General features: G+C 71.1%; 27 protein-coding genes. 6 read left to right on the top strand and 21 right to left on the bottom strand.

Going from position 1 to position 22792, the window contains the following annotated elements; all coding sequences use genetic code 11:
* Window positions 1-29 precede the first annotated feature (29 nt).
* The 18 genes from BOSE127_RS02140 to BOSE127_RS02055 all read right to left on the bottom strand — a co-directional run bounded on the left by BOSE127_RS02140 (window position 30) and on the right by BOSE127_RS02055 (window position 13411).
* A complete protein-coding gene (locus tag BOSE127_RS02140) occupies window positions 30-665 on the bottom strand; it encodes a pyridoxine/pyridoxamine 5'-phosphate oxidase (RefSeq protein ID WP_017885457.1) in 636 nt (211 codons plus the stop codon).
* Between the two features lie 18 nt (window positions 666-683).
* Window positions 684-1334: an NUDIX domain-containing protein gene (locus BOSE127_RS02135; protein ID WP_159556105.1), complete on the bottom strand. Its 651-nt coding sequence runs from the start codon at window positions 1332-1334 to the stop codon at window positions 684-686.
* The gene (locus tag BOSE127_RS02130; RefSeq protein WP_017885455.1) at window positions 1331-2929 is read right to left on the bottom strand and encodes a nicotinate phosphoribosyltransferase; all 1599 of its coding nucleotides are present in this window, start codon (window positions 2927-2929) and stop codon (window positions 1331-1333) included. Before BOSE127_RS02130 ends, BOSE127_RS02135 begins: the two co-directional genes overlap by 4 nt.
* Window positions 2926-3777 carry a phosphoribosyltransferase family protein gene (locus tag BOSE127_RS02125; protein WP_159556104.1) on the bottom strand — a complete coding sequence of 284 codons (852 nt, stop codon included), beginning with the start codon at window positions 3775-3777 and terminating at the stop codon, window positions 2926-2928. Before BOSE127_RS02125 ends, BOSE127_RS02130 begins: the two co-directional genes overlap by 4 nt.
* A gap of 24 nt (window positions 3778-3801) precedes the next feature.
* A complete protein-coding gene (locus BOSE127_RS02120; RefSeq protein WP_017885453.1) occupies window positions 3802-4884 on the bottom strand; it encodes a hypothetical protein in 1083 nt (360 codons plus the stop codon).
* Complete coding sequence (locus BOSE127_RS02115) at window positions 4881-5315, bottom strand: hypothetical protein (RefSeq protein ID WP_152427103.1); 435 nt, start codon at window positions 5313-5315, stop codon at window positions 4881-4883. Before BOSE127_RS02115 ends, BOSE127_RS02120 begins: the two co-directional genes overlap by 4 nt.
* Before the next feature lie 188 nt (window positions 5316-5503).
* Window positions 5504-6337: a hypothetical protein gene (locus BOSE127_RS02110; protein WP_017885451.1), complete on the bottom strand. Its 834-nt coding sequence runs from the start codon at window positions 6335-6337 to the stop codon at window positions 5504-5506.
* Window positions 6328-6936, bottom strand: a complete 609-nt coding sequence (locus tag BOSE127_RS02105; RefSeq protein WP_017885450.1) for a hypothetical protein — start codon at window positions 6934-6936, stop codon at window positions 6328-6330. Before BOSE127_RS02105 ends, BOSE127_RS02110 begins: the two co-directional genes overlap by 10 nt.
* The gene (locus tag BOSE127_RS02100) at window positions 6933-8168 is read right to left on the bottom strand and encodes a hypothetical protein (RefSeq protein ID WP_159556102.1); all 1236 of its coding nucleotides are present in this window, start codon (window positions 8166-8168) and stop codon (window positions 6933-6935) included. The genes BOSE127_RS02105 and BOSE127_RS02100 overlap by 4 nt, the downstream gene beginning before the upstream one ends.
* A 47-nt stretch (window positions 8169-8215) precedes the next feature.
* Window positions 8216-8632, bottom strand: a complete 417-nt coding sequence (locus BOSE127_RS02095; protein ID WP_159556101.1) for an MFS transporter permease — start codon at window positions 8630-8632, stop codon at window positions 8216-8218.
* Window positions 8629-9585, bottom strand: a complete 957-nt coding sequence (locus tag BOSE127_RS02090) for an Asp23/Gls24 family envelope stress response protein (protein ID WP_159556100.1) — start codon at window positions 9583-9585, stop codon at window positions 8629-8631. The genes BOSE127_RS02095 and BOSE127_RS02090 overlap by 4 nt, the downstream gene beginning before the upstream one ends.
* 78 nt (window positions 9586-9663) lie before the next feature.
* Complete coding sequence (locus BOSE127_RS02085) at window positions 9664-9837, bottom strand: CsbD family protein (RefSeq protein ID WP_017885408.1); 174 nt, start codon at window positions 9835-9837, stop codon at window positions 9664-9666.
* Between the two features lie 83 nt (window positions 9838-9920).
* Window positions 9921-10484 (bottom strand): hypothetical protein, encoded by a 564-nt coding sequence (locus tag BOSE127_RS02080; RefSeq protein WP_056070056.1) that lies wholly within the window; start codon window positions 10482-10484, stop codon window positions 9921-9923.
* A complete protein-coding gene (locus tag BOSE127_RS02075) occupies window positions 10481-11056 on the bottom strand; it encodes a DUF6286 domain-containing protein (RefSeq protein WP_056070061.1) in 576 nt (191 codons plus the stop codon). Before BOSE127_RS02075 ends, BOSE127_RS02080 begins: the two co-directional genes overlap by 4 nt.
* A gap of 9 nt (window positions 11057-11065) precedes the next feature.
* Window positions 11066-11380 carry a hypothetical protein gene (locus BOSE127_RS02070; protein WP_017885411.1) on the bottom strand — a complete coding sequence of 105 codons (315 nt, stop codon included), beginning with the start codon at window positions 11378-11380 and terminating at the stop codon, window positions 11066-11068.
* Window positions 11377-11568 carry a DUF2273 domain-containing protein gene (locus BOSE127_RS02065; protein WP_017885412.1) on the bottom strand — a complete coding sequence of 64 codons (192 nt, stop codon included), beginning with the start codon at window positions 11566-11568 and terminating at the stop codon, window positions 11377-11379. The genes BOSE127_RS02070 and BOSE127_RS02065 overlap by 4 nt, the downstream gene beginning before the upstream one ends.
* Complete coding sequence (locus tag BOSE127_RS02060; protein WP_017885413.1) at window positions 11565-12023, bottom strand: Asp23/Gls24 family envelope stress response protein; 459 nt, start codon at window positions 12021-12023, stop codon at window positions 11565-11567. The genes BOSE127_RS02065 and BOSE127_RS02060 overlap by 4 nt, the downstream gene beginning before the upstream one ends.
* A gap of 161 nt (window positions 12024-12184) precedes the next feature.
* On the bottom strand, window positions 12185-13411 hold the full coding sequence (locus tag BOSE127_RS02055) for a helix-turn-helix domain-containing protein (protein ID WP_159556099.1): 1227 nt from the start codon (window positions 13409-13411) through the stop codon (window positions 12185-12187).
* An 82-nt stretch (window positions 13412-13493) separates the two neighbouring features.
* On the opposite strand from BOSE127_RS02055, the gene BOSE127_RS02050 reads away from it, so the two are divergent.
* The 6 genes from BOSE127_RS02050 to BOSE127_RS02025 all read left to right on the top strand — a co-directional run bounded on the left by BOSE127_RS02050 (window position 13494) and on the right by BOSE127_RS02025 (window position 20611).
* Window positions 13494-13784, top strand: coding sequence for a metal-sensitive transcriptional regulator (locus tag BOSE127_RS02050; RefSeq protein WP_027466001.1), 291 nt, complete (start codon window positions 13494-13496; stop codon window positions 13782-13784).
* Between the two features lie 33 nt (window positions 13785-13817).
* Window positions 13818-14036 carry a heavy-metal-associated domain-containing protein gene (locus BOSE127_RS02045; RefSeq protein ID WP_017885416.1) on the top strand — a complete coding sequence of 73 codons (219 nt, stop codon included), beginning with the start codon at window positions 13818-13820 and terminating at the stop codon, window positions 14034-14036.
* Entirely contained in the window at window positions 14033-16264 is a 2232-nt protein-coding gene (locus BOSE127_RS02040; protein WP_159556098.1) for a heavy metal translocating P-type ATPase, read from the top strand. Before BOSE127_RS02045 ends, BOSE127_RS02040 begins: the two co-directional genes overlap by 4 nt.
* A 237-nt stretch (window positions 16265-16501) precedes the next feature.
* Window positions 16502-18223, top strand: a complete 1722-nt coding sequence (gene pgi / locus BOSE127_RS02035) for a glucose-6-phosphate isomerase (protein WP_159556097.1) — start codon at window positions 16502-16504, stop codon at window positions 18221-18223.
* 238 nt (window positions 18224-18461) lie between these two features.
* Window positions 18462-18998: a hypothetical protein gene (locus BOSE127_RS02030; protein WP_159556096.1), complete on the top strand. Its 537-nt coding sequence runs from the start codon at window positions 18462-18464 to the stop codon at window positions 18996-18998.
* A 155-nt stretch (window positions 18999-19153) separates the two neighbouring features.
* Complete coding sequence (locus tag BOSE127_RS02025; RefSeq protein ID WP_017885420.1) at window positions 19154-20611, top strand: sugar porter family MFS transporter; 1458 nt, start codon at window positions 19154-19156, stop codon at window positions 20609-20611.
* A 148-nt stretch (window positions 20612-20759) separates the two neighbouring features.
* Here the strand turns inward: BOSE127_RS02025 and BOSE127_RS02020 are convergent, their stop codons facing one another.
* The 3 genes from BOSE127_RS02020 to BOSE127_RS02010 all read right to left on the bottom strand — a co-directional run bounded on the left by BOSE127_RS02020 (window position 20760) and on the right by BOSE127_RS02010 (window position 22761).
* Window positions 20760-21734, bottom strand: coding sequence for a zinc-binding dehydrogenase (locus BOSE127_RS02020; RefSeq protein WP_159556210.1), 975 nt, complete (start codon window positions 21732-21734; stop codon window positions 20760-20762).
* A 27-nt stretch (window positions 21735-21761) separates the two neighbouring features.
* Complete coding sequence (locus tag BOSE127_RS02015) at window positions 21762-22184, bottom strand: organic hydroperoxide resistance protein (RefSeq protein WP_017885422.1); 423 nt, start codon at window positions 22182-22184, stop codon at window positions 21762-21764.
* A 100-nt stretch (window positions 22185-22284) separates the two neighbouring features.
* Window positions 22285-22761, bottom strand: a complete 477-nt coding sequence (locus BOSE127_RS02010) for a MarR family winged helix-turn-helix transcriptional regulator (RefSeq protein WP_201300415.1) — start codon at window positions 22759-22761, stop codon at window positions 22285-22287.
* Window positions 22762-22792: the final 31 nt, after the last annotated feature.

Raw genomic sequence — 22792 nt, 5'->3', positions numbered from 1 at the left:
GGGCGCCGGCGCTCGCGATGCGCGAGACGTCAGGGCTGCAGGCGGGTGGCCGACCACGCAGCGTCGGCGAGGACGTACTGCAGCCGGCGGTGCATCCGGTCACGGCTGCCGTGCCAGAACTCGACGACGTCGGGTTCGAGTCGCCAAGCCACCCAGCCGGCCGGCCGCGGCACGGCGTCGTCGGTCTCGTCGAGCAGGTCGTTCGCGTCGTCGATCAGGTCCTGCAGGGTCCGCGGTTCGAGCACGTCGGACTGGTCGGCGATCGCGGTCGCCGCGCGGGACTTCGGGGAGCGGTCGGCGAACAGCGCGTCGGACTCGTCGTCGGAGAGCTGCACCGCCCGGCCCTCGAACCGCAGCTGCTGCATGGTCTCGCGCCAGTAGACCTGCAGCGCTGCGTGCGGGTTCTCGGCGAGCTGGCGTCCCTTCGGGCTCAGGGTCGAGGTGCCGAACACCAGCCCTCGGTCGTCCAGGCGCTTCACGTCCACCGTCCGGGCGCTCACCCGACCGTCGGCGCCGGCGGTGGCGAGGGTCATCGACCTCGGCTCGGAGACGTCGCGCTCGTCGGCGGCCTCGAGCCACTGTCGGGCCAGGTCGAGGGGTGATGCCGGGGGAGCGTCGAACTCGGGCAGCTGCAGGGAGTCGTCACCGGACAGGGAGGAGGACATGCCTCCACCCAACCGTGCTCAGGCGCTCCACGTCCAGGCTGCCGGGGGACGACCCCCGCGGGGACCGGCCGCGGCGGGGGCGTCGACACGGCTGAGCACCGGGTTCGTCCGGAGCATTCGGTTCAGGTTGCCCGGGTCCGGGCTCGCGCCGGTCAGCGCGGTGAGCAGCCGACGGGCGTCCGCCGTGGTGAAGGGCGATCCGAGGAGCGCACGTGTGAGGGGAACGTCCGACCAGCACCGCAGTCGCACGTGCTCCAGCGCGGCGTCGACGATCCGGTCGTGGTCGAAGGGCAGCGCGAGGGGGCGGACCGCGGCGGCGTGCCACGTCGCCGCCGAGTCCGTGCCCGGCTCGACGACCGCCAGGAACGCGATGCTGATCGCGGCGCTCCGCGGGTCGCGGTCGGGTCCGTCGAACGCGCCGATCTGCGCCAGGTGGCGGACCGCGGCCGCGTCGATCCCGGTCTTGGTGCGCAGCGCGCGCCGCGCACCGTCCGCCAGGATCTCGGTGCCGTCCAGGAGCACGCCGGGCAGCGCCTCCAGTCCGGCGTACGGGGCGTAGGCCCGACGCGCGGTGGCGACCCGCAGGCCGTCCGCCCCCGCGAACGACACCGGGACGACGTCGATAGCGATGAGCGGTTGGTCGCGGGTCGCCGATCCGGCGGCCGTCACGCGATGGTCGTCCGGCGGGCGGCGCGGGCCGCACGTTCGTCCCGCAGCGTCTGCCGGACGTCGGCGAAGGACTGGAGGCGCGTGAACCGTCCGTCGATCCACACCGGCTGGAGCAGGCTGGTCGCCTCGTCCTCGGCCGTGGCCTGGTCGGTCTGCCGGATCTCGCCGGTCTCGTCGCGGTGCAGGGCGATGCGGCCCTTCGCGCTCTTCTTGCCGCTGCCCGTCTTCGGGTCCTTCTGGATGTCGACCGGCTCGCCGTCCACCAGTGCCCAGGTCGCCTTGACGGCGCTGCCGAGGTTGTCGCGCGTCATGTACTGGTACGTGTACGACCCGATACCGAGCACGATGTTGTCGCTCGAGTAGCCCTTCGCGGCGAGGCGCTCGTAGATGCGCTGTGCCCGGTCGAGCGTGATGCTGTCGCCGTAGATGACGCCGATGTGCTGATCGAGGACCTTGAAGCCCTGGTCGTTCACGGTGTGGCCGAAGATCTCGTCGAGCAGTTCGACGACGCCCTTCTCCTCGTGGCTGCGCCCGGGGGCGAGCAACTCGGCCTCGTCCACGCCGTGCACGGTGCCGGTGACGATGTCGACCGGGTCGCCCGAGTCTGGTCGGATGACGAGCTTGCCGTCGCGGGCCGTGATGCGGTCCTTGAGGGCCGGGAGGGTCTCGGTGACGACCTTGAACAGGTCGAAGCCGTCGCTGACCGCCGACACGATGCCCGTCGGGTAGACGTCGAGGATCTGCTCGAACGTCGCGAGCTCCCCGTCGGCACCACGGACGCACATCACGCTGTGCTCGGTCGCGGGGACGCTCGCTGCCACCAGCCCGTTGTCGCCCGGGTAGTAACGGTCGATGAAGTCGAGCGACGGCATCGAGTCGGTGCCGAGGAACGAGAGCAGGTGGCCCGCCCCGCCCGCCGCAGCCGACTCGATGCTCGACTGCCCGCGGAACGAGAAGTCGTGCGCGGCGAAGTCGATGCCGGCCGGGACGGCACCGGTGCGCGCTGCCCAGTCCTCCATCAGGTCGCGGTAGGCGAGCGCCTTGGTCGCGACCGTGGACGGGTGCCAGATCGATGCGGACAGGGCGGTCTCGATGTAGTTGGGCAGCCAGAAGAACTCGTCGATCGTGTTCTCGACGGTCAGGGTTGCTACGCCGATCGGGGCGAGGGTGCCCTCGGGCAGGGCACGGATCTCGAGCGGCAGGTAACCCAGGCGGTGCAGGGCGCGGACGTGGTCGGTGCCGATGTGGTTCGGGCCGAAGTACCCCTGCAGGGCTTCTTCGAACAGTCGGGCGACCTCGTCCTCGTCCGCGGCGAAGAACGGCGCCCAGGCCTCGACGAGCGAGCGCTGGATGAACGCCTGCAGCCCGAAGACCACGGCGTGCGTCGACTCGGGCATGTGCGCGTTCGACCGGTTCGTCCAGTTGATGAGGATCCGGGTGGTGCCCGCGGGGTAGACCTGCCGGTGCGAGTGCTTGTAGCCGTCGACGGCCAGCAGCGGCGCGATCGGGCTCGCCGTGGTGATGCGGGGTTCGAGGCCGGCGGCAGTGCCGGTCGCGTTGGCTCCGGCGGTGGTTGCGGGCGCGGTCTGGGTCATCGGATCTGCTCCGTCAGGTAGGGGGTGAGTGCGATCGTGCGCAGGCCGTCGATGGCGTTCTGCGCGGGGTACGAGTCGGTGGTGACGATCTCGCCGAAGTGGTCGGCGAGCTGCGCTGCCCGGCCGGAGAAGACACCGTGCGAGACCCAGAGGCTGAGCCGCTCCTTCGGCAGTCCCGTCGAGCCGGCGAGGCCCATGAACGTGCCGCCACCGTCGCAGATGTCGTCGACCACCAGGAACCGGCCGGTGTCCGGCAGCGGTTCGCAGGTGAAGCCGTCGAGCTTGCCGGTGTCGGGGTTGCGGTGCTTCTCGGCGCGGTACACCGGCAGGCCGCATGCCCGGGCGACCGCGGTCGCCCGGGGGACCGCGCCCTTGTCCGGGGCGATGATGCCGGTGTACGGGTCGCCACCGCCGTGCTCGGACGCCCCGACCACCGCGTCACGGACGACCTGTTCGCTCGTGACGACGGTCAGGTTGTCGACCAGGCCGACGATGACCGGCGAGTGCGGGTCGAACGCGATGACCTGGTCGACGTGGAAGCCGTTGAGGATGTCCGCGTAGACCTTCGCGCCGAACGGCAGGCCGCGGTCCTGCCGGGCTCCGGGCAGGTAGGGGATGAGCGCGACGGACTTCGAACCGCGCTGTCGCACGGCGTCCGCCCACATGCCGAGCATGATCAGGTCGTCGCCGTTCGTGCCGCGCAGGGTCGCGATCTCGGTGAGGCCCCCCGGCTCGGCGGTGTCGTTCGCGACCTTGACGTGGGCTTCACCGGCGGGGAACCGCATGGTGGAGAACGTCGGTGTCGTCTGGTTGCCCTGGGCGTCCCAGGTGCTGAGTTCGACTGCCATGGCTCGACCGTACCACGGTATTTGTCAGTCCGACAAGAACGGTTTCTCCTGAACGATCCGGAGGTGCCCGACACCGCTGACGAGCACCTTGTAGGCCGCCTTGTCGGCCCAGCCGTGGAACGTCGTGTTAGACCCCTGGTCCTCGTCGCGACCGGTCGGGACACGGCCGCGGTCGGTCCAGAACATTGCATCGATGGCTGGTGTCGGCACCAGACCGAGACCCTGGACGTGCCGCCGCAGCGCATCGACCTGCCGCTGCCCGGTGAGCGCTGCCAACTCGTCCGGCCGGAACCGTGTCGGTGGCAGACCCTGCGCGCGGGTGTCGAGCAGCACCTCCACGTGCGCGCGGGTCCGTCCGGTGTAGCGGCGTCGGAACCGTCGGACCCGCACCACGCCAGCCTCGTCGACCCCAATGTCGACGAGGTCCGACCACCGCACACCGTCCTCGTCCGCACCGACCGTCGTCACGAGCCGCACACCGTCCGGTTCGTCGGACAGCGCTTCGGCCTCGTCCCATCGGTCTGGTCGCAGTGCATCGCCGACCAGCGAACGCACGACCTGCCATCGCTCGTCGCCGGGGCGTCGGCCACCGAAGAGTGCGGCACGGAGGCCGCCTCGCCGGCTCCGTTCGGCGACGAGCTGGTCGCACGGTGCCGAGACCGAGACCACCTCGTCGGCGTCCTCGTACGATGCGGCAGCAAGATCGAGTGGCGCGACCCCGACCGCCAGGCGCTGCTCGGCCACGGTCGCCAGGTGATCGGCAGCCGGAGCGAACACGTCGACCAGGTCCGCTGAACGGGGAGAACGCCCACGTCGGAGCCGGTAGGCGCGAAGGCCCCCGCCCTGGTCCCTCGCCATGCCGCTCGGCCAGACGTCGATCCGTGCACCCTCGACGCCGAGCAGCCAGCCGCGTCGTTCGAGCTCCATCCGCACCGTCGACAGGGCCCCGAAGGCGTCGTCCTCGACGGCGACGTGCTCGACACCGTCGACGACGACGGTCACGGAGTAGCGAAATCGGCCGTCCGAGCCGGACGGCTCGGAGCTCACGGTGATCATGGCTGGCGTCGTCTCGCCCTGGCGGTGCGCCGTTCGCGCGTACTCGGTCATCCGGGCGTCGATGCCAATGTCGGCCCGAGCAGGTTGCGGGCGGCGGTTCGCCAGGCACGGGCGACGGCGTCGAGGGAGTCGACGACGGTGATCTCCGGGTGCGGGCGTCGACCAAGGGCCTCGACCGCTCGCCTCCGCCATCCGTCCGGGTCAGGGTCGATGATGACGGTGCAGCTCGCACCGCCCGTCGACGCCTCGAGGAGCATCCATGCCGAGTGCGGCCGAGCCAGTCTGCTGACGACGTCCCCCCAGATCCCGTTGGCTGCCGACAGCTCGAGGACGCGGACGCCGGACGGCGCGAACGAGATTAGACCTGGGCGACGCGGCTGTCGTTCCGTGATCAGGACGCCGTCTCCGTGTCCCTCGGCGGCGGCGACCTGCACGACGAAGCGACCGCTCCGCTCGTCATCGAGCAGGGACTGCCGCGTCACCGGTCGCGTTGCGACTCCTCGCGTCGCCGGACGGTCCTCGGCGACCGAGTACGCGGACTCGACACGAACATCCCGATCGTGCGGTTCGGTGGCGGGGCGACCATCGGACTCGATCGCCAGGTAGAGGCCGTTCGGAACCGGTACAGCCCAGACCGTCGTCTGACGGGTACTCGCGCGCCAGGTCACCATCAGGACACGTGGCTGTCGGGCCGCCCGAGCACCCACGCCTGCTCTGGTGAGGACCGGCGATCGGTCACGAAGACGGGCAGGGGCACGAGCGATGCGGCCTGGACCCGGACGCGTCCGAGTTCGTCGGCGTCATCCGTGTCGACGAGTACCACGATCCGCTCGGACGCCCGTTCGACGATGACACCGACCGTGCTGATCGCCGCCCCGTCGTACTGTTCGCGGAAGTCGGTCACCGCCGGGTACTGCTCCGGCTTCGGGGCACCGACGACGACGTCGAACCCCGCCGGGAACGGGCTCGCCGCTCGGACGAGTGCCGCCGTCGTCCATGCGTCGAGTTCGAGGGGCATCGTCGGCCCCGCCGCCAGCGTCAACGGGACGCCGGATCGGCCGGCCTGGTCGAGGAGCACCCCCACGGGCAGACCATCCGGTTGCGGGCTGACGACTCCGTCCACGATCACCGCGGGGATCATCGACGTGATCGCCAGGTCGCGGGGTGAGAGCACCGGCGCGCGGTCTCGCGATACACCGACGATCCGGTCGATGTCCTCGGGCAGCAGGACCTGCTCGTCGGGCTGGCCGGGCTGGAGCAGGAGAGCCACGTCGGCCGGGGTCGCGCGGAGCGCCGACCACAGCGTCGTGTGCAGGAGGACCGCGTCGTCCGGGGCCGCGGCCTGCGCCTGTTGCTGGTCGAGGAACGCGAGCGCGACGGCCTGGGGCGACTCGTCAGCCGGGGCGATGACCGCCGGGACGCCGTCCTCCGTCGCCAGCATCCACAGGTCCGTGTCGACCGCCCGTCGCCAGGCCGTGAGCTCGGCCGGCTCGCTCAGATCCACGGGCCTTCGAGTTCCCGTTGCGCGGGAGTGGCCTTCGTCCGCCAGCGATCTACGATCTTCGTCCATCGGTGCAGTGCCTTGGTGGTCTGCTTCGAGGGCGGTGCAGCATTGTCGGTCTCGAAGGAGAGGACCTGGTCGAAGTACCCGGTGTCGCCGTGGCGCGTGAGTGCGGCTCCGGGGCCGATCTGCGAGACGACATCGGCGCCGCGGGGGAAGGTGAAGAGCCCTTGTGCCATCGAGGGTTCGTTGCGGACATCCACGAGTCGGCCGAGGTCACTCGACCGGATCACAGTGGTCGTCAGCGAGCCGTACGCGAGCAGGCGCGGCGGAGTCCCACCGGCGCGGGTGTCGACGCGCCCGTCGATGTGGTCGTTGAGCAGGAACTGGTGACGTGCGCCGACTCGGACGTCGACTTCGGGGTCGAGCGCGTCGAGGAGCAGCGCCAGGAGTTTCGCCCGTGCGACGAGATCCGGGAGCGTTGCGTCAGGGGACCACCGAGGCGCCGTGCCGTAATCGATGACCAGCTGGCCGTCATCGGAGAACGACCGATCGGCGACCGGTCCCACGACGAGGACGTCCGGGAAGCCCTCGTGGATCATTCGTCGCTCCCGACGAGCGGCTGCGTGTAGGCCACCGCGCGCCACGGTGCGTGCAGGGCTCCGCGCATACCGACCGACTCGGTGATCGACCGAACGCTCGGGTCCATGCCGGAAGGCCCGCCTGCCGGGAACGGCGATGGGCTGTCGGTCGCCATGCCGGAGTGGAAGTACTGCGTTCCACCGCCGGCGCCGAACTGCGGGTTGGCCTGCGCCGTGCCGACGGCGTACGGCTGGTCCGCTCCGATGTGTGCGACTGAGACGTCTTCACGGTACGGGGTCGGGTAGTCGAAGTTCGCGCCGACCTGGGCCGATTCGTGGAACGCGGCGGAGTCGCCGCTCGGGGCGTTCGGGACGGCGTAGCTCGCCGACGGGCTCTGCATGCCGGACGGCGTCGAGGCGAACGCGTCGATCTGCGCGTGCGGGCCGGTCACGTTGGTCATCGAGTCGACACCGTAGTAGCCTTCGCCGCCCTGCCACAGCTGGCTGGCCCGGGCCGGATCCGTCCGAGCGATGTCGGACACGTGGGCGTTGTAGGCGCCGCTGACGGTGCGGTTGAAGGCGCGGTCACTCGCGGTGAAAGCGTCGGTGAGGCGCTCGACGATCGGCTTGCCCTGCGACCCCAAGAAGCCGGTGTGCAGCCCCTTCGCCGCATCGACGGCGCTGTGCACCATGTTCGCTGGGGTCAGGTAGCGCACCTGGAGCGCCATGCGCTCGAGTCGCCGCGTCGGGTTTGACGCGAACTGCTTCACCGCCAGCGGAAGCTCCTTGAGCGCCATCACGCCGTAGCGGCCAGCTCCGCTGAGGGTCCGGGCGGCGAGCGAGCCGAGCGATCCGGTCGAGCGGGCGAGCGAGAACGCCTTGCGTGCGTCGCCGGCTGCGGACAGCAGCCGTCCGGCGGTGGTGATCCCCTTCATACCCGGGATGCAGTCGAGCAGCGCGAACGCGAGGTCCCACCCGTCGGCGGTGCCCTTGCTCATCTTGTACAGGGTGTCAGCGAGTACGAGCAGCGCTGCACCGAGCACGATCCATGCGAGCGGTCCGCCGACGATCATGACGATGATGCCGCCAACAGCGACGACGACCTTCGCAATGGAGACGATGGTCTCCCATCGTTCGGACCCGAAGATCTTGTCCCACGTGGACTGCTTCCCGAGGCCCGCGTCAGCAGCTTCACCGATCTTCGTCGCGGTCCGCTGCTCCGCGTCCTGCCAGTCACCCTTCGCATCCGCCACGAGCCGCTGGTGGGGCGGGCCTCCAGTCCGGGACCGCGTGCACGACGTCAGCCGGTGAAGCGGTTCCAGAGCTCCGTGACGATCGGCCAGACGTCGCCCGCGCGGTCGGCGGACCCGACGGCGACCAGGACGACGGGGACCAGGGTGACGGCCACGCTCACCAGGACGGCGAGCACGACGGCGGTCGTCGCGGTGGCGGTGTGCCGGCGGGTCAGGGCGAGCAGGAGCAGGGCGAGCACCACGACCGCGCCGAGCAGGGCGATGAGGGTGACGCGGACGAACGGGAACGGCACGAGGCCGGCGGTCGTGGCGGTGACCCCGCCGAGGAACCCGACCAGTGGCAGGAACCCGCCGACCGCGATGGCGAGCACGAGGAAGACCCCGGTGCCGCTGGCGATCCAGACGCCGCGGGGTCGGGGGCGCCGGTCGCGGGACCGGCGCCCTCCGGACCAGGCGGTGGTCACGGCTGGTCCCGGTGCCGCGGTGCCGCTGCGGCGTCGGCGGCCGAGTCAGCGGCGTCGTCAGCCGCTTCGGCCGCGGCATCGGCGGCGTCGGCGGCCCGGTCGCGGGTCGTGCCGGCTGTCTCGACGACGACGTCGCGGGCCTGTTCGGCGGCGTCCTTCGCGGACGATGCCGCGTCGGCGGCCTGTTCCGATGCGCGGGCGAGGGACTCCGAGGCGGAGTCGCGGACACGCTCGCCGGTCTCGGCAGCGGCGTCGACGGCACGCTTCGTCGTGTCGGCGGTGGCGTCGGCAGCGCGCTTGGTGGCGTCGGCGGTGGCGGACGCTGCCTGCTTGGTGGCGTCGGCGGTGGCGGACGCTGCCTGCTTGGTGGCGTCAGCGGTGGCGTCGGCAGCCTGCTTCGTCGCGTCCGCCGTGGCCGTGGCAGCGCGCTTCGTGGCGTCCGCGGTCGTCTCGGCGGCCCGCTTGACGGCGTCCCCGGTCGACTCGGCCGCCTGCTTGAGGGCGTCGGTCGTCTGCTCGGCGGCGCGACCCAGCGGGGACTGCTCGTCGTCGAACGGGCCGTGCACGTCGAGGACGCGCACGTCGACCGTGGTGTGCAGGTCGGACAGCTGGCGCGTCGCTGCGCTCACCTGCTGCCGGACCTCGGCGGCGACGTCGAGCACCGGGTGCGGGTAGCTGACGACGACGGCGACCTGGACACTGAGCTCGCCGTCCTGTTCGTCGACCTGCACGCCGGCGGTGCCCGCCGAGCGGCCGAGCTGCTTCCGCAGCTGGTCGGCGGCACGGGCGGCGATCCCGCCGAGGTGGTGCACGCCGGGCACGCCGAGTGCGGTCTCCGCCGCGGTGCGCGCGACGATCGTCGCGGTGCTCGCGTCGTCGGGCAGCGGCTCCGTCAGTGCTGCGGGCAGGGCCACCTCGGTGACCTGCGTGTTCGCATGGGGGTCGTGCTGCATGGTTCCTCCTCGTTCGGGATCAGCGCGGGGACGCGTCGGGGCACCCGTTCGACGGGTGCCCCGACGCGGTCGTGCGACCTACTTCTTGAAGACGTCCTTGACGTCCTCGCCGGTCTGCTTCGCGCTCGCAGCGGTCTGGTCCTTCTTGCCTTCGGCGACCTTGGCGTCGTCGTTGGTCAGGTTGCCGACGGCTTCCTTCGCCTTGCCGGCGAGGTCCTGAGCGGCGTTTTTGATCTTGTCGTCGAGTCCCATGACGGGTCCTTTCGTGGGTGGGCGTGTGCCCGGTGGTGTGGAGGTGGGCCGGGAGGCCCGGGGGTGCGTCCGGCTGACGGGTGTCAGTGGACGCGGGTCGACTTCGCGAGCGCGGAGCGGGTACCACCGGTCAGGTGCACGAGCACCGGGACCGGACGGCCGAGGGTGCGGTCGAGGACCGCGACGGCTCGGTCGACGGCGTCGAGCACGGTGACGGCGTCCCCGCCGCGGCGGACCGCGACACGGATCCGTGCGGCGCGCTGCCGGCGGACGAGGTAGGTGTCGACGCGGGAGCCGACCACGTCGCGGACACCCGCGAGTTCGTGTTCGACGACGTCCCGGACGAGTGCGACGTTGATCGTGACCGCGTCGTCGCCCGAGCGTTCCCGGACGGCGACGGACGTGCCGCCACCACCGCGGGTGGACGCCCACACGAGTGACAGGACGACCACGAGGGCCGCGGCCCCGGCGACGATCCACAGCGCCGACGCGGGCACGTCGAGGCTGCGGGGGAGGTCGACGTACGGCTTGAGCGCATCCTGGACGGCGGGCAGGACACCCGCGCCCATCGCGATCCCGACGACGACGGCGACCAGGCCGAGGACGAACAGGATGATCCGGTTGAGGGTCCGGTTGCTCTTGGTCATGCGAGGGTTCCCTTCTCCTCGACCCGGACGCGGACGCGTCGGCCGAAACGCTCGTCGAGGCCGCTCAGGCGCTCCACGACGGCGGCGCGGACGGTCGCCTCGTCGACCGGCACACCGGTGACGGGGACGATGCGGACCTCGGTGGAACGGCCGCGGGCGGTGGCGGAGGCGTTCCCCTCGGGGACGCCGGCCGCCATGCCGGCGGCGTTCGCCGCGGTGGAGGCGACGATGCGGGAGTCGATGACGACCGCACCACGCTCGTGCTCGACGACCGATCGGTGCTGGCGACCGGGCTTGAGGGCCAGGACGACCAGCACGACGCCGAGGACGACGAGCACACCGGCGATGACCTCGACGATGGTGACGAACGCGGCGTCCGGGCGGAGCGCCGTGTCGACCACGGTCTGGGGGTCGGCGACCAGCGGTGGGCGTCCGATGGCGCTGAGCACCGACTCGGTGCCGATCCAGGCGGCCACCAGGGCGAGCACCACGAGGGCCACCGCCACTGCTGTGGAGCGGGAGCGGTGCACGCTCCGACGACGGATGCGTCGTTCGACGGAACCGTTGCTCATGATGGCCTCCTAGCGGGCGCGGGACTCGTGCTCGCGCACGATCCCGGTGAGTTCGATGTGGGCACTGCCGACGCGGCGCCCGGTCAGGTCGCTCACGCGGCCCTTGACCTGGTCAGCGATCCGGATCGACCCGGAGACGATGTCGTCGCTCGCGGCGATCGGCCCGGTGATGTCGAGGGACAGTGCTCCCGACGCGTCGCCGAGGCCGACGCGCACCCGCTTGGCGGGGGCGCCGAGCCCTTCGGCTGCGACGGCCCGCGCCAGCGAGGTGAGCGCGCGTGCGGTGATCTCGACGCGGCCCGGGACGTCCGGGCCGGCGTTCACCGGGAGCTCCGGCGTCCGGTCAGCACGTCGGTCAGGGCGCCGCGGTCGATGCGACCGGTGGCGAGGGCGGCCACGAGGGCCCCGATCGCACCGAACACGATCACGAGCACGAAGCCCCAGAACCCGAACTGCAGTGCCACGACGGCGAGGACTGCGCCGATGAGGGCGCCGATCAGCGTGTTGCTCATGCGACTCGCGCTTCCTTCTTCTCGTCGTCGTTGTCGTCGTCGTCACCCGGGATGTAGACGTCCTGGACGGTCACGTTGACCTCGGCGACCTCCATGCCGACGATCTGCTCGAGGGCACGGGCCACACCGGTGCGGACACCGTCGGCGACCTGCTGGAGCGACACCGGGTACTCGGCGACGATCACGATGTCCGCGGCGACCTGCTTCTCGCCGACCTCGACCTTGACGCCCTGACCGAAGTCGCGCTGGCCGATCGCGTCGCGGATGGCGCCGATGGCACGGGCTGCGCCGTTGCCGAGGGAGTGCACGCCGTTGACCTCGCGGGCGGCGATGCCGGCGACCTTCGACACGACGGTGTCGTCGATGACGGTCTTGCCGGTGACGCCGCTGGTGCCGGCGTGCGAGGTGGCACGGGTCGCCGTGGTGGCCGGGGTGGGGGTGGTGGTGTCAGCCATGGTTCATTCCTTCCGTTGACCCGCCGGGCGTTCCCAGCGGTTGCTGTTCACGGATGAGACGGGCTGTGGAAGAGATTCGTCACACACGACTTCTCGGATTCGGGAAAAATCCAGGGATCCCCGGAAATCCGGGGATCTGCGTGTACCCCCGGGGCGTTCCGTCAGGCCGTTTCGCCGATTCCGGCCGCGTCGTTGCGTTCGGCAGCGGCCCGCATGGCGCGGACACAGGCCATCGGGGACTCGCGGCGCTCCTCGCGGAAGAGCTGCTGCAACCGACGGGGGAGCACCCCTGCGGCGGCTGCGATGTCGTCGAGCGTGAGCGGGTCGTCGAGGTGCTGTTCGATGTAGGACACCGCACGACGGACACGCCACGACGCCCTGCCGGCCTCCGGCTGCGCCGCGAGTGCCGCGCGCTTCGTGGTGGCCGGGTCCTCGCCGAACCGTTCGCGGTAGGTCTCGGCGAACCGGCCGGGGTTCGTGAAGCCCCACCGCCGGGCGATCACGGCGATCCCCGACGACACGAGCGGGCAGTCCGCTGCAGTCGCGCCGCCGCGGTCCGCGCGCAGGAGCTCTTCCCGCACCCGGTCCAGGCGGTGGTCGCGGAGGAACCGGTGCGGAGTGGTGTCGAGCGTCCGGGCGAAGACGTCCTGCAGTCCACGCTGGCTGAGCCCGCAGGCGGCGGCGATGGTGGGGATCGAGGGGCGTTCGGCGGCGTGCAGCTCGATGAACCGGACGGCGTCACGCAGCCGGTTCGCCACGGGGACGTCGTCGCCGCGGTTGCGGATGGGGAACGTGTCGAGGATGACGACGGCCAGCCGACGGTTCAGCGCGGTCCGCATCGGGCCGAGCACGCGGTCGTCGACCAGTGCCGGGCCGAGTTCGCGGATGAGGTGCCGGAGCGGTTCACGCCGGGCGATGACCTCGTCCTGCTGGTCGAACAGCAGCGGACCGTCCGGCAGCCGGTAGCCGAGGTCGCGGCCGACGCTCCGCAGGAAGCGGTCGGACACGTGCACGCCGTTGTAGACGGTGCCGTCGGACTCGAACCGGTACGCCTCGGACGCCGAGGCGATGTACGGGCTGCCCGGCTCGACGACGCGGGTGCGGTCGGCGAAGTGCATCTCGAGCCGGCCCTTGGTCAGCCAGAACACCACGTGGTCGTCCCGCACACCGATGACCCCGCCGCGTCGCCCGCCCTCGGCACGCATGGTGCGGAGTGACAGGTCGTCGTCGCCGACGACCGTGTACTCGTACCGGGTGTCGTCGGTGGCGAAGGTCTCCGAGGCGAAGTCCGAGCCGCCGTACTCCGCGGCGAAGATCTCGGAGTAGTCGGAACCCTCACCGTCGGAGAACCGCAGCCGGCGGAATCCGTTCGTCGTCGAGGTGTCCATGCGCCGATAATGCCATCAGTTGCACCAGACAAGGAAAGGAATACCCTAGGGGGGTACCGTATTGAGAACGGTGGAGGCGGACATGCACGAACACGTCGGGTACATCGGCGACAAGGACGACCTGCTCAAGCGACTCCGTCGCGCCGAGGGGCAGGTGCGCGGGATCGCGCGGATGGTCGAGGACGAGACGTACTGCATCGACGTCCTGACCCAGATATCCGCGGCGAACCGGGCGCTCGAACGCGTCGCGCTGTCGTTGCTCGAAGACCACCTGGCGCACTGCGTCGCCGAGGCCGTCGCCGAGGGCGGGGACGCCGCCGACGAGAAGGTGCGCGAGGCCAGCCAGGCGATCGCCCGGCTCGTCCGCTCCTGACCCCTGACGATCGATCAACCAGAAGGAGACACCATGACCACCGAGACGCTGCTCGTCGAGGGCATGACCTGCGAACACTGCGTGATGAGCGTCACCGAGGAACTCTCCGAGGTCGACGGGGTGACGGGCGTCGACGTCCGACTCGTCCCCGGCGGCTCGTCCGAGGTCACCGTCAGCTCCGCGGCGCCGGTCGATGCGGACGCCCTGCACGCCGCGGTGGCCGAGGCAGGCTACGAGGTCGCGCGCTCGTGACGGACCGCACCGTCGAACTCGACATCACCGGGATGACCTGCGCCTCGTGCGCGAACCGCATCGAGCGAAAGCTCGGCAAGCTGCCCGGCGTCACCGCCACCGTGAACTACGCCACCGAGAAGGCGCAGGTGCAGGTCGCGGCCGACGGTACCGCCGACCCCCAGTCGCTGATCGCCGCCGTGGAGTCGGCCGGTTACGGCGCCACGGTGCCGGCACCGCCCGCTGCCGGCGACGCCGAGCCCACGGCCGACCAGGACCGGGCGGAACCGCTGCGACGACGCCTGGTCGTGTCCGCCGTGCTCGCGGTGCCCGTCGTGGTGCTCTCGATGGTGCCGGCCCTGCAGTTCCCGAACTGGCAGTGGCTCGCCCTGACGCTCGCGGCACCCGTCGCGGTCTGGGGAGCGCTCCCGTTCCACCGTGCCGCGTGGGTGAACGCACGCCACGGTGCCGCCACCATGGACACCCTGGTGAGCGTCGGGGTCCTCGCCGCGTTCGGGTGGTCGCTGTACGCCCTGTTCCTCGGGGACGCCGGCACGACCGGCATGCACATGACGTTCTCGTGGTTCGCCACCGATCCCGAGGCCGCCGACCTGTACCTCGAGGTCGCGACCGCCGTGACGGTGTTCATCCTCGCCGGCCGGTACATGGAGGCCCGTGCGAAGACGCAGTCCGGTGCCGCACTCCGGGCGCTGCTCGAACTCGGTGCGAAGGACGCCGCGGTCCTGCGCGACGGTGCCGAACACCGCGTGCCGACCTCGTCCCTCGTCGTCGGCGACGTCGTCGTCGTGCGACCCGGCGAGCGGATCCCGAGCGACGGCCTGGTGCAGGACGGCTCCTCGGCCGTCGACCGCAGCATGCTCACCGGCGAGTCCGTGCCGGTCGAGGTCGGACCGGGCGACCGGGTCACCGGCGCCACGATCAACGTCGGCGGCCGACTCGTCGTCGCCGTCACCCGCATCGGTGCCGACACCGAGCTCGCCCGCATGGGGCGCCTGGTCGAGGACGCCCAGACCGGCAAGGCCGAGGTGCAGCGCCTGGCCGACCGCGTGTCCGGCGTCTTCGTGCCGATCGTCATCGCGCTCGCCGTGCTGGCCTTCGTCGGCTGGCTCGTGCTCGGCGGCTCGGTCACCGCGGCCTTCACCGCCGCCGTCGCCACCCTGATCATCGCGTGCCCGTGCGCCCTCGGGCTCGCCACGCCCACCGCGCTGCTGGTCGGCACCGGTCGGGGCTCGCAGCTCGGGATCCTGATCGGCGGCCCGCAGGTCCTCGAGCGCACGCGCGGCGTCGACACCGTCGTGCTCGACAAGACCGGCACCGTCACCACCGGGTCGATGACCCTGCGGTCCGTGACCGTCGTCGACGAGACCGAGGACGCCGTGCTCCGGCTCGCCGCCGCGGTCGAGGACGGCTCGGAGCACCCCGTCGCCCGCGCCGTGACCACCGCGGCCCGCGCCCGGGGCGCCGACCTGCCCGCGGCCGAGCAGTTCACCGCCACCGCCGGTGCCGGGGTGCAGGCCGTCGTGGACGGTGACGTCGTCCTGGTCGGCACGACCCGTTGGCTCGCCGACGCATGGTCGATCACCCTGCCGCCGGTGCTCGCCGACGCCGTGGACGGCGCCGAGGCCGACGGGGCCACCGCGGTCGTCGTCGCCCGGAACGGCAGCGCCCTGGGCGTGGTCGTCGTCGGCGACACCGTGAAGCCCGAGGCCGCCGACGCGATCACCCGCTTCCGCGCGCTCGGCCTGCGCCCGGTCCTGCTCACCGGCGACAACGACGGCGCAGCACGTGCCGTCGCCGCCCGGGTCGGCATCGACGAGGTGCACGCCCGCGCGACCCCGGCGTCGAAGCTCGAGACCGTCCGCCGGCTGCAGTCCGAGGGGCGGAGCGTCGCGATGGTCGGCGACGGCGTGAACGACGCCGCCGCGCTGGCAGCCGCGGACCTCGGCATCGCGATGGGCGCCGGCACCGACGCGGCCATCGCGGCGAGCGACATCACGGTCGTGAGCGGTCGGCTCACCGTGGTGGCCGACGCCGTCCGGCTGTCCCGCGCGACGCTCGGCGTCATCAAGGGCAACCTGTTCTGGGCGTTCGCGTACAACGTGGCGGCGATCCCGCTCGCGATGGCGGGGCTGCTGAACCCGGTGCTCGCGGGTGCGGCGATGGCGTTCTCGTCGGTCTTCGTCGTGACGAACAGCCTGCGCCTGCGCCGCTTCGCACCGCAGTCGTGAACCCGGCCACAGTCGTGAACCGGGCAGGCCGACCGCAGCCCTGAACCCGGCAAGCCGACCGCGGCGATGAACGCGACCGGCCGGGAGGCGTGACGCGCGCAGCGAACGCGAGCCGCGCCTCCCGTCCGACTGTGCGCACCACCTGCCGGAGCGCACTACGCTCGAAGACGGTCCGCGACGCAGCGCTGCGTGACCCGCGGGCTGTACGTCTCGAACGTGATCCCCAGGAGGACCGAAGTGACCGAATCCGCTCCCGTCGACCCCACATCGACCGAAGGCTGGAAGAAGCTCGACAGCATCGCTGCCGGCTTCACCCCGGACCTGCGAGGGTGGTTCGACAGCGACCCCGGTCGTGCCGAGCAGTACACCTTCCAAGCTGCCGACCTGACCGTCGACCTGTCCAAGGGCCTGGTGACCGACGAGATCCTCGCCGCGCTGCTGCAGGTCGCCAAGGACACCGGCGTCGCCGAGCGCTTCCAGGCGATGCTCGCCGGTGAGCACATCAACGTCACCGAGGACCGCGCCGTGCTGCACACCGCGCTCCGTCGTCCGAAGTCGACCGAGGGCCTCGTGCCGGCCGCGCCGCTGACCGTCGACGGCCAGGACGTCGACGCCGACGTGCACGCCACGCTCGACAAGGTCTACGGCTTCGCCGAGCAGGTCCGCAGCGGCGCCTGGACCGGTGTCACCGGCAAGCGCATCGAGACCGTCGTCAACATCGGCATCGGTGGCTCCGACCTCGGCCCGGTCATGGTCTACGAGGCGCTCAAGCCGTACGTCCAGCCCGGCCTCGAGGCCCGCTTCGTGTCGAACATCGACCCGGCGGACATCTACGAGAAGACCGCGGACCTGGACCCCGAGACCACGCTCTTCATCGTCGCGTCGAAGACCTTCGGCACGCTCGAGACCCTGACGAACGCGCGCCTCGCCCGCCAGTGGCTGTGGGAGAAGCTCGGCCTGACCGACGCCGCCGACGACGAGAAGAAGAACGCCGTCGCCAAGCACTTCGTCGCCGTCTCCACCGCGCTCGACAAGGTCGAGGCGTTCGGCATCGACCCCGAGAACGCCTTCGGCTTCTGGGACTGGGTGGGCGGCCGCTACTCGGTCGACTCGGCCATCGGCACGAGCGTCGTCATCGCGATCGGCAAGGAGAACTGGGAGCAGTTCCTCGCCGGCTTCCACGCCATCGACGAGCACGTCCGCACCACGCCGCTCGAGCAGAACGTCCCCGTCCTGATGGGCCTGCTCAACGTCTGGTACACGAACTTCCTCGGTGCGCAGAGCCACGCGGTCCTGCCGTACACGCAGTACCTGCACCGCTTCGCCGCGTACCTGCAGCAGCTCACGATGGAGTCGAACGGCAAGCGCGTCCGCTGGGACGGCTCGCCCGTCACCACCGAGACCGGCGAGGTCTTCTGGGGCGAGCCCGGCACGAACGGCCAGCACGCGTTCTACCAGCTCATCCACCAGGGCACCCGCCTGATCCCGGCCGACTTCATCACGGTCGCCAACCCGGCCCGTCCGCTGCAGGACGAGACCGGCGACGGCAAGGGCGTCGCGCCCGGCACCGACGTGCACACGTTGTTCCTGGCGAACTTCTTCGCGCAGACCAAGGCGCTGGCGTTCGGCAAGAGCGCCGACGAGGTCCGCGCCGAGGGCACCACCGACGAAGGAATCGTCGCGGCCCGCACGTTCCCCGGCAACAAGCCGACCACGTCGATCATCGCGCCGGAGCTCACCCCGAGCGTGCTCGGCCAGCTCATCGCGCTGTACGAGCACATCGTGTTCACCGAGGGCACGATCTGGGGCATCGACTCGTTCGACCAGTGGGGTGTGGAGCTCGGCAAGCAGCTGGCGCTGCAGGTCACGCCGGCCGTCGAGGGCGACCAGGCCGCGCTCGACGCGCAGGACCCGTCGACCAAGGCGCTCATCGCGAAGTACCTGGAGCTGCGGAAGTAGCGCACGCCCCCACCTGACGGACGGGAGGCCCGTGGCGGATCCGCCACGGGCCTCCCGTCCGTCGTGTGCGTGCGCTGCGGCCGCGGGCCGGTCGCCGGGCCGGTTTCGCGCTCAGCGACACCTCATGCGCGCGCCGTCCCGTGCGGTGTCGCTCAGTGCGGAACGCGGCTGGTCGCGGTGCCCCGCCACCGCGACGGACGGTCCGCCGGTGTCGGTCGGAGCGGCTACGGTCGAGGGCATGGAGCGTTCGGAGATCCTCGCCGCGGCTGCCGCCGCGCACGCCGCCCGCATCGCAGCGGCGGGTGGTGACGACGCCGCGGCGCGTGAACGGGCCGACAGTGTCCGGTGCCGGGCCGACGGGCTCACCGACCGGTACGACACGGTCGAGGGCACGGACACCGAGTCCGACGCCCGTGACGCCGCCCGCCGTCGTGCGGGAGAGGCGGACCGCGCGGCCTCGCGCACCGAGGGCGTGCTGTCGGACTGGCACCGCATGGGCACTCGTCGTGGCGTCACCCCGGACGCGCAGGTCCGCACGGCCTGGACCGTGACCGGGGTCCCCGAGCGGGGTGACGCCCGTGCGCTGGCGAACGTGCTGCTCTCGACCGCGGGGCACGCGGGCCGCGTCGCCGACGCCGCTCGGCGCAACCCCGCCCTGTCCGGCGCCGCCAGTGCGGCCGCTCGACGCACCGTCCGCCGCTACACCGACCACGGTGCGGACATGGCGTCGTTGGGGGACGTCCTCGGCGACGGCCCCGTCGACGACGACCGCTGACGCTGCATCGCAGATTGGACCGCTCCCGTCCTCATCAGGTGTTCTGTGGACCGATCCAAACGACCTGACGACAGAATGTCCAATTGACAGGACATGGAATCGGGTTACGATCGGTCCACGCACTGACGCGCGATCACCGACGAAGGAGTCACCGAATGGTCGACATCAAACCGACAGCCCCGACTGTCGCACTGCCCCCGTTGGGGACCGGGCCGCACCGCCGACGTCTCGGCGTGCTGGCCCTCGTCGCCACGTTCGGCGGGTTGCTCTTCGGGTACGACACCGGCGTCATCAACGGCGCCCTGAACCCGATGAAGGCGGAGCTCGGCCTCACCAACTTCACCGAGGGTGTCGTCACGAGCTCGCTGCTGTTCGGCGCCGCGATCGGTGCCATGCTCGGCGGCCGCATCGCCGACGGCTGGGGTCGCCGCAAGACGATCATCCTGCTCGCCGTCACGTTCTTCGTCGGCACGCTGATCTGCGTGTTCGCGCCGACGTTCGAGGTCATCGTCATCGGTCGTGTGCTCCTCGGCCTCGCGGTCGGTGGCGCGTCGACTGTGGTGCCCGTCTTCCTCGCCGAACTGGCCCCGTACGAGATCCGCGGATCCCTGTCCGGCCGCAACGAGCTGATGATCGTCATCGGCCAGCTCGCGGCGTTCGTGGTCAACGCGGTCATCGGCAGCGTGTGGGGTGAGGGCAACGGGGTGTGGCGCGTCATGCTGGCCGTCTGCGCGCTCCCCGCGATCGCCCTCTTCGTCGGCATGCTCCGGGTGCCGGAGTCGCCGCGCTGGCTCGCGTCGAAGAACCGTTACGACGAAGCACTCTCCGTCCTCGAGCAGGTGCGGACCACCGACCGTGCCCGTGCCGAGCTCGACGACATCAAGCGGAGCAACGACATCGAGGCGAAGGTCGAGCGCGTCAGCGGGTGGCAGACGCTGCGCGGGAACAAGTGGCTCATCCGCATCGTGCTCATCGGCGCCGGACTCGGCGTCGCGCAGCAGCTCACCGGCATCAACTCGATCATGTACTACGGCCAGACCGTGCTCATCGAGTCCGGGTTCCAGGCATCGGCAGCCCTCATCGCGAACATCGCACCCGGTGTGATCGCCGTGGTCGGTGGCGTCATCGCCCTGTACAACATGGAGAAGATCAACCGCCGGACGACGCTGATCCTCGGGTTCACGCTGACGACGACCTGCCACTTCCTGATCGGCATCGCGTCGGTCGCACTGCCCGAGGGCAACCCCGCTCGTCCGTGGGTGATCCTGTTCCTGGTCGTCGCGTTCGTCGGCTCGATGCAGACCTTCCTCAACATCGCCGTGTGGGTCGTCCTGTCCGAGATCTTCCCGACCCAGATCCGCGCGCTCGGCATGGGCATCTCGGTGTTCTGCCTCTGGATCGCGAACGCGTTCCTCGGGCTGTACTTCCCGACCATCGTCGCCGCGACCGGCATCACCGGGACGTTCTTCGGCTTCGGGATCGTCGGGCTCCTCGCCCTGCTCTTCATCTGGAAGTTCGTGCCGGAGAGCCGCGGCCGCACCCTGGAAGAGGTCGAAGAGGGCGTCACCACCGGCAACATCTTCACCGTCCCCGTGAAGGCGTCGCGCCGCTAGGCCGCACCACGCTGCAACGAGTGCGCAGAAGACGTCGGGTCGCCCCAGGGCACCCGGCGTCTTCTGCTCATTCGGTGTGTGACGAAGCACGCAGACGGACGGGAGGCCCGGTGCCAGCTGGCACCGGGCCTCCCGTCCTGTGGTCGCGTTACGGGCGCAGGAGCACCTTGCCGACGCGGCCGGCGGTGTCGCTGGCGCGCACGGCGTCGCGGACCTGCTCGAAGGCGAAGGTCTCGGCGACGGGGAGCGTCAGTGAGCCGTCGAGCACGCGGGTGATGAGCTCACCGAAGAGCTGGCCCTTCGTCTCGGCGGGCATCGTCTTGCTGACGACGGAACCCCAGAAGCCCTTCACGGTGAGCTGGCCGAAGATGACCTTGCCCGACGGGATCTCGAGCGTCGGCGACGCCATCGCGCCGAAGACGACGAGGGTGGCGTTCTCGCCCAGCACCGAGGCGATGTCGCCGGCGGCCTTGCCACCGACGGACTCGACACCGGCGATGATCGGGGCGCCGCCGGTGATCGCGGCGACCTGGTCCTGCCAGTCGTCGGCGTCGGTGGCGACGATGCGCTCGATGCCCTGCTCACGGAGCGCGTCGACACCGGCGGCCCGACGGACGAGTCCGATGACGTTGATGCCGCGTGCGGCACCGAGCTGGGCGACCATGCGACCGACCGCACCGTTGGCGGCGTTCTGGATGATCCAGTCGCCCTCGTGCAGGTCGAGCGAGTGCAGCAGGCTGATGGCGCTGAACGGCATCGAGACGAGCTGCGCGGCGGCCTCGTCGGTCATCGCGTCCGGCACCGGCACGAGGCCTGCGGCGTTCGCGGTGTAGTACTCGGCCCAGACGCCGAAGGCACCACCGGCGACGCGCTGGCCGACCTGCAGGTTCGTGACGCCCTCGCCGAGCGCCTCGACGACGCCGAGTGCCTCGGTGCCCGAGGCGGCGGGCAGCTCCGGCTTGAAGCCGTAGGTGCCGCGGACGGTCCACAGGTCGTGGTTGTGGATGGGGGAGAGGACCGTGCGGACGAGGACCTCGCCGGCGGCGGGCGTCGGGACGGGGCGCTCCTGCACCTCGAGGACGTCGGCGGGCTCGGCGAACGTCTCGTGGACGACGGCGCGCATGGTGGTGGGAGTGGTGGTGCTCATGGGTCAGTCCTCCGAGACGACGATGGTGACGTCGATGTTGCCGCGGGTCGCGTTCGAGTAGGGGCAGACCTGGTGGGCTGCGTCGGCGAGTGCCTGGGCCTGGTCGTGCTCCAGGCCGGGGATGACGACCTCGAGCATGACGGCGAGCTGGTAGCCACCGTTGCCGTTCGGGCCGATCTGCACGCGACCGCCGACGGACGAGTCGGTGATCTTCACCTTCTGGCTGCGGGCGACGCCCTGCAGTGCGGAGTGGAAGCAGGCGGCGTAGCCGGCTGCGAAGAGCTGCTCGGGGTTCGCGCCGTTGCCGGAGCCACCCATCTCCTTCGGGATGGCGAGGTCGAACTCGACCGTGCCGTCGCTCGTGGCGACGTGGCCGTTGCGGCCTTCGCCGGTGGCCAGGGCCTCGGCGGTGTAGAGGGCTTCCATGGGGTTCCTTCCTTGTGGGGCGGATCGTGCAGTTCGGGGTGTGCGGTGTGCTCTCGCGCTCAGCGACAGTTCACGGGCACACGTGGCCGTGAGGTGTCGCTCAGCGCGGAACGGCGCCGGGGTCAGCGCCGGCGGTGTCGCGCTCGGGATCGGCCGCCGTGTGCATCGTCTCGGTCAGCCGGTGCAGCGTCGCGATGAGCTCGGCAGCGGCACGTTCGTCGGCCAGGCCCATCCCGGCGGCTATGCGTGCGGGGATGCCGCTCAGCTCGGACCGCAGTTCGCGGCCGCGCTCACCGACGGTGACGGTGACGACGCGTTCGTCGGTGCTGCGGCGCTCGCGACGGACCAGGTCGCTCTGCTCCATGCGGCGGAGCAGCGGCGAGAGGGTGCCGGAGTCGAGCTGCAGGTGTTCCCCGAGGCTCGAGACGGTCTGGTCGCCCTCGACCCACAGGGTGACGAGCACCAGGTACTGCGGGTACGTCAGGCCCCAGGGTTCGAGCATCGTGCGGTACGCCTGCGTGGTGGCGCGAGACGCCGCGTAGAGGGAGAAGCACACCATCTCGTCGGTCACGGGCATGTGTCCACACTGTCACGCAACCCAGTTGTGC

It is taken from the genome of Curtobacterium sp. 8I-2 (assembly GCF_902506155.1).
GTDB lineage: Bacteria > Actinomycetota > Actinomycetes > Actinomycetales > Microbacteriaceae > Curtobacterium > Curtobacterium poinsettiae.
This window is presented reverse-complemented; position numbering and strand designations above follow the sequence as displayed.

Coding starts and splice junctions, on each gene's coding strand:
- BOSE127_RS02075 (WP_056070061.1), bottom strand. CDS start 11,056: ATGAGCAACGGTTCCGTCGAACGACGCATCCGTCGTCGGAGCGTGCAC.
- BOSE127_RS02140 (WP_017885457.1), bottom strand. CDS start 665: ATGTCCTCCTCCCTGTCCGGTGACGACTCCCTGCAGCTGCCCGAGTTC.
- BOSE127_RS02030 (WP_159556096.1), top strand. CDS start 18,462: ATGGAGCGTTCGGAGATCCTCGCCGCGGCTGCCGCCGCGCACGCCGCC.
- BOSE127_RS02105 (WP_017885450.1), bottom strand. CDS start 6,936: ATGATCCACGAGGGCTTCCCGGACGTCCTCGTCGTGGGACCGGTCGCC.
- BOSE127_RS02130 (WP_017885455.1), bottom strand. CDS start 2,929: ATGACCCAGACCGCGCCCGCAACCACCGCCGGAGCCAACGCGACCGGC.
- BOSE127_RS02045 (WP_017885416.1), top strand. CDS start 13,818: ATGACCACCGAGACGCTGCTCGTCGAGGGCATGACCTGCGAACACTGC.
- BOSE127_RS02055 (WP_159556099.1), bottom strand. CDS start 13,411: ATGGACACCTCGACGACGAACGGATTCCGCCGGCTGCGGTTCTCCGAC.
- BOSE127_RS02080 (WP_056070056.1), bottom strand. CDS start 10,484: ATGACCAAGAGCAACCGGACCCTCAACCGGATCATCCTGTTCGTCCTC.
- BOSE127_RS02060 (WP_017885413.1), bottom strand. CDS start 12,023: ATGGCTGACACCACCACCCCCACCCCGGCCACCACGGCGACCCGTGCC.
- BOSE127_RS02120 (WP_017885453.1), bottom strand. CDS start 4,884: ATGACCGAGTACGCGCGAACGGCGCACCGCCAGGGCGAGACGACGCCA.
- BOSE127_RS02050 (WP_027466001.1), top strand. CDS start 13,494: ATGCACGAACACGTCGGGTACATCGGCGACAAGGACGACCTGCTCAAG.
- BOSE127_RS02065 (WP_017885412.1), bottom strand. CDS start 11,568: ATGAGCAACACGCTGATCGGCGCCCTCATCGGCGCAGTCCTCGCCGTC.
- BOSE127_RS02125 (WP_159556104.1), bottom strand. CDS start 3,777: ATGGCAGTCGAACTCAGCACCTGGGACGCCCAGGGCAACCAGACGACA.
- BOSE127_RS02085 (WP_017885408.1), bottom strand. CDS start 9,837: ATGGGACTCGACGACAAGATCAAAAACGCCGCTCAGGACCTCGCCGGC.
- BOSE127_RS02020 (WP_159556210.1), bottom strand. CDS start 21,734: ATGCGCGCCGTCGTCCACGAGACGTTCGCCGAGCCCGCCGACGTCCTC.
- BOSE127_RS02015 (WP_017885422.1), bottom strand. CDS start 22,184: ATGGAAGCCCTCTACACCGCCGAGGCCCTGGCCACCGGCGAAGGCCGC.
- BOSE127_RS02090 (WP_159556100.1), bottom strand. CDS start 9,585: ATGCAGCACGACCCCCATGCGAACACGCAGGTCACCGAGGTGGCCCTG.
- BOSE127_RS02010 (WP_201300415.1), bottom strand. CDS start 22,761: ATGCCCGTGACCGACGAGATGGTGTGCTTCTCCCTCTACGCGGCGTCT.
- BOSE127_RS02025 (WP_017885420.1), top strand. CDS start 19,154: ATGGTCGACATCAAACCGACAGCCCCGACTGTCGCACTGCCCCCGTTG.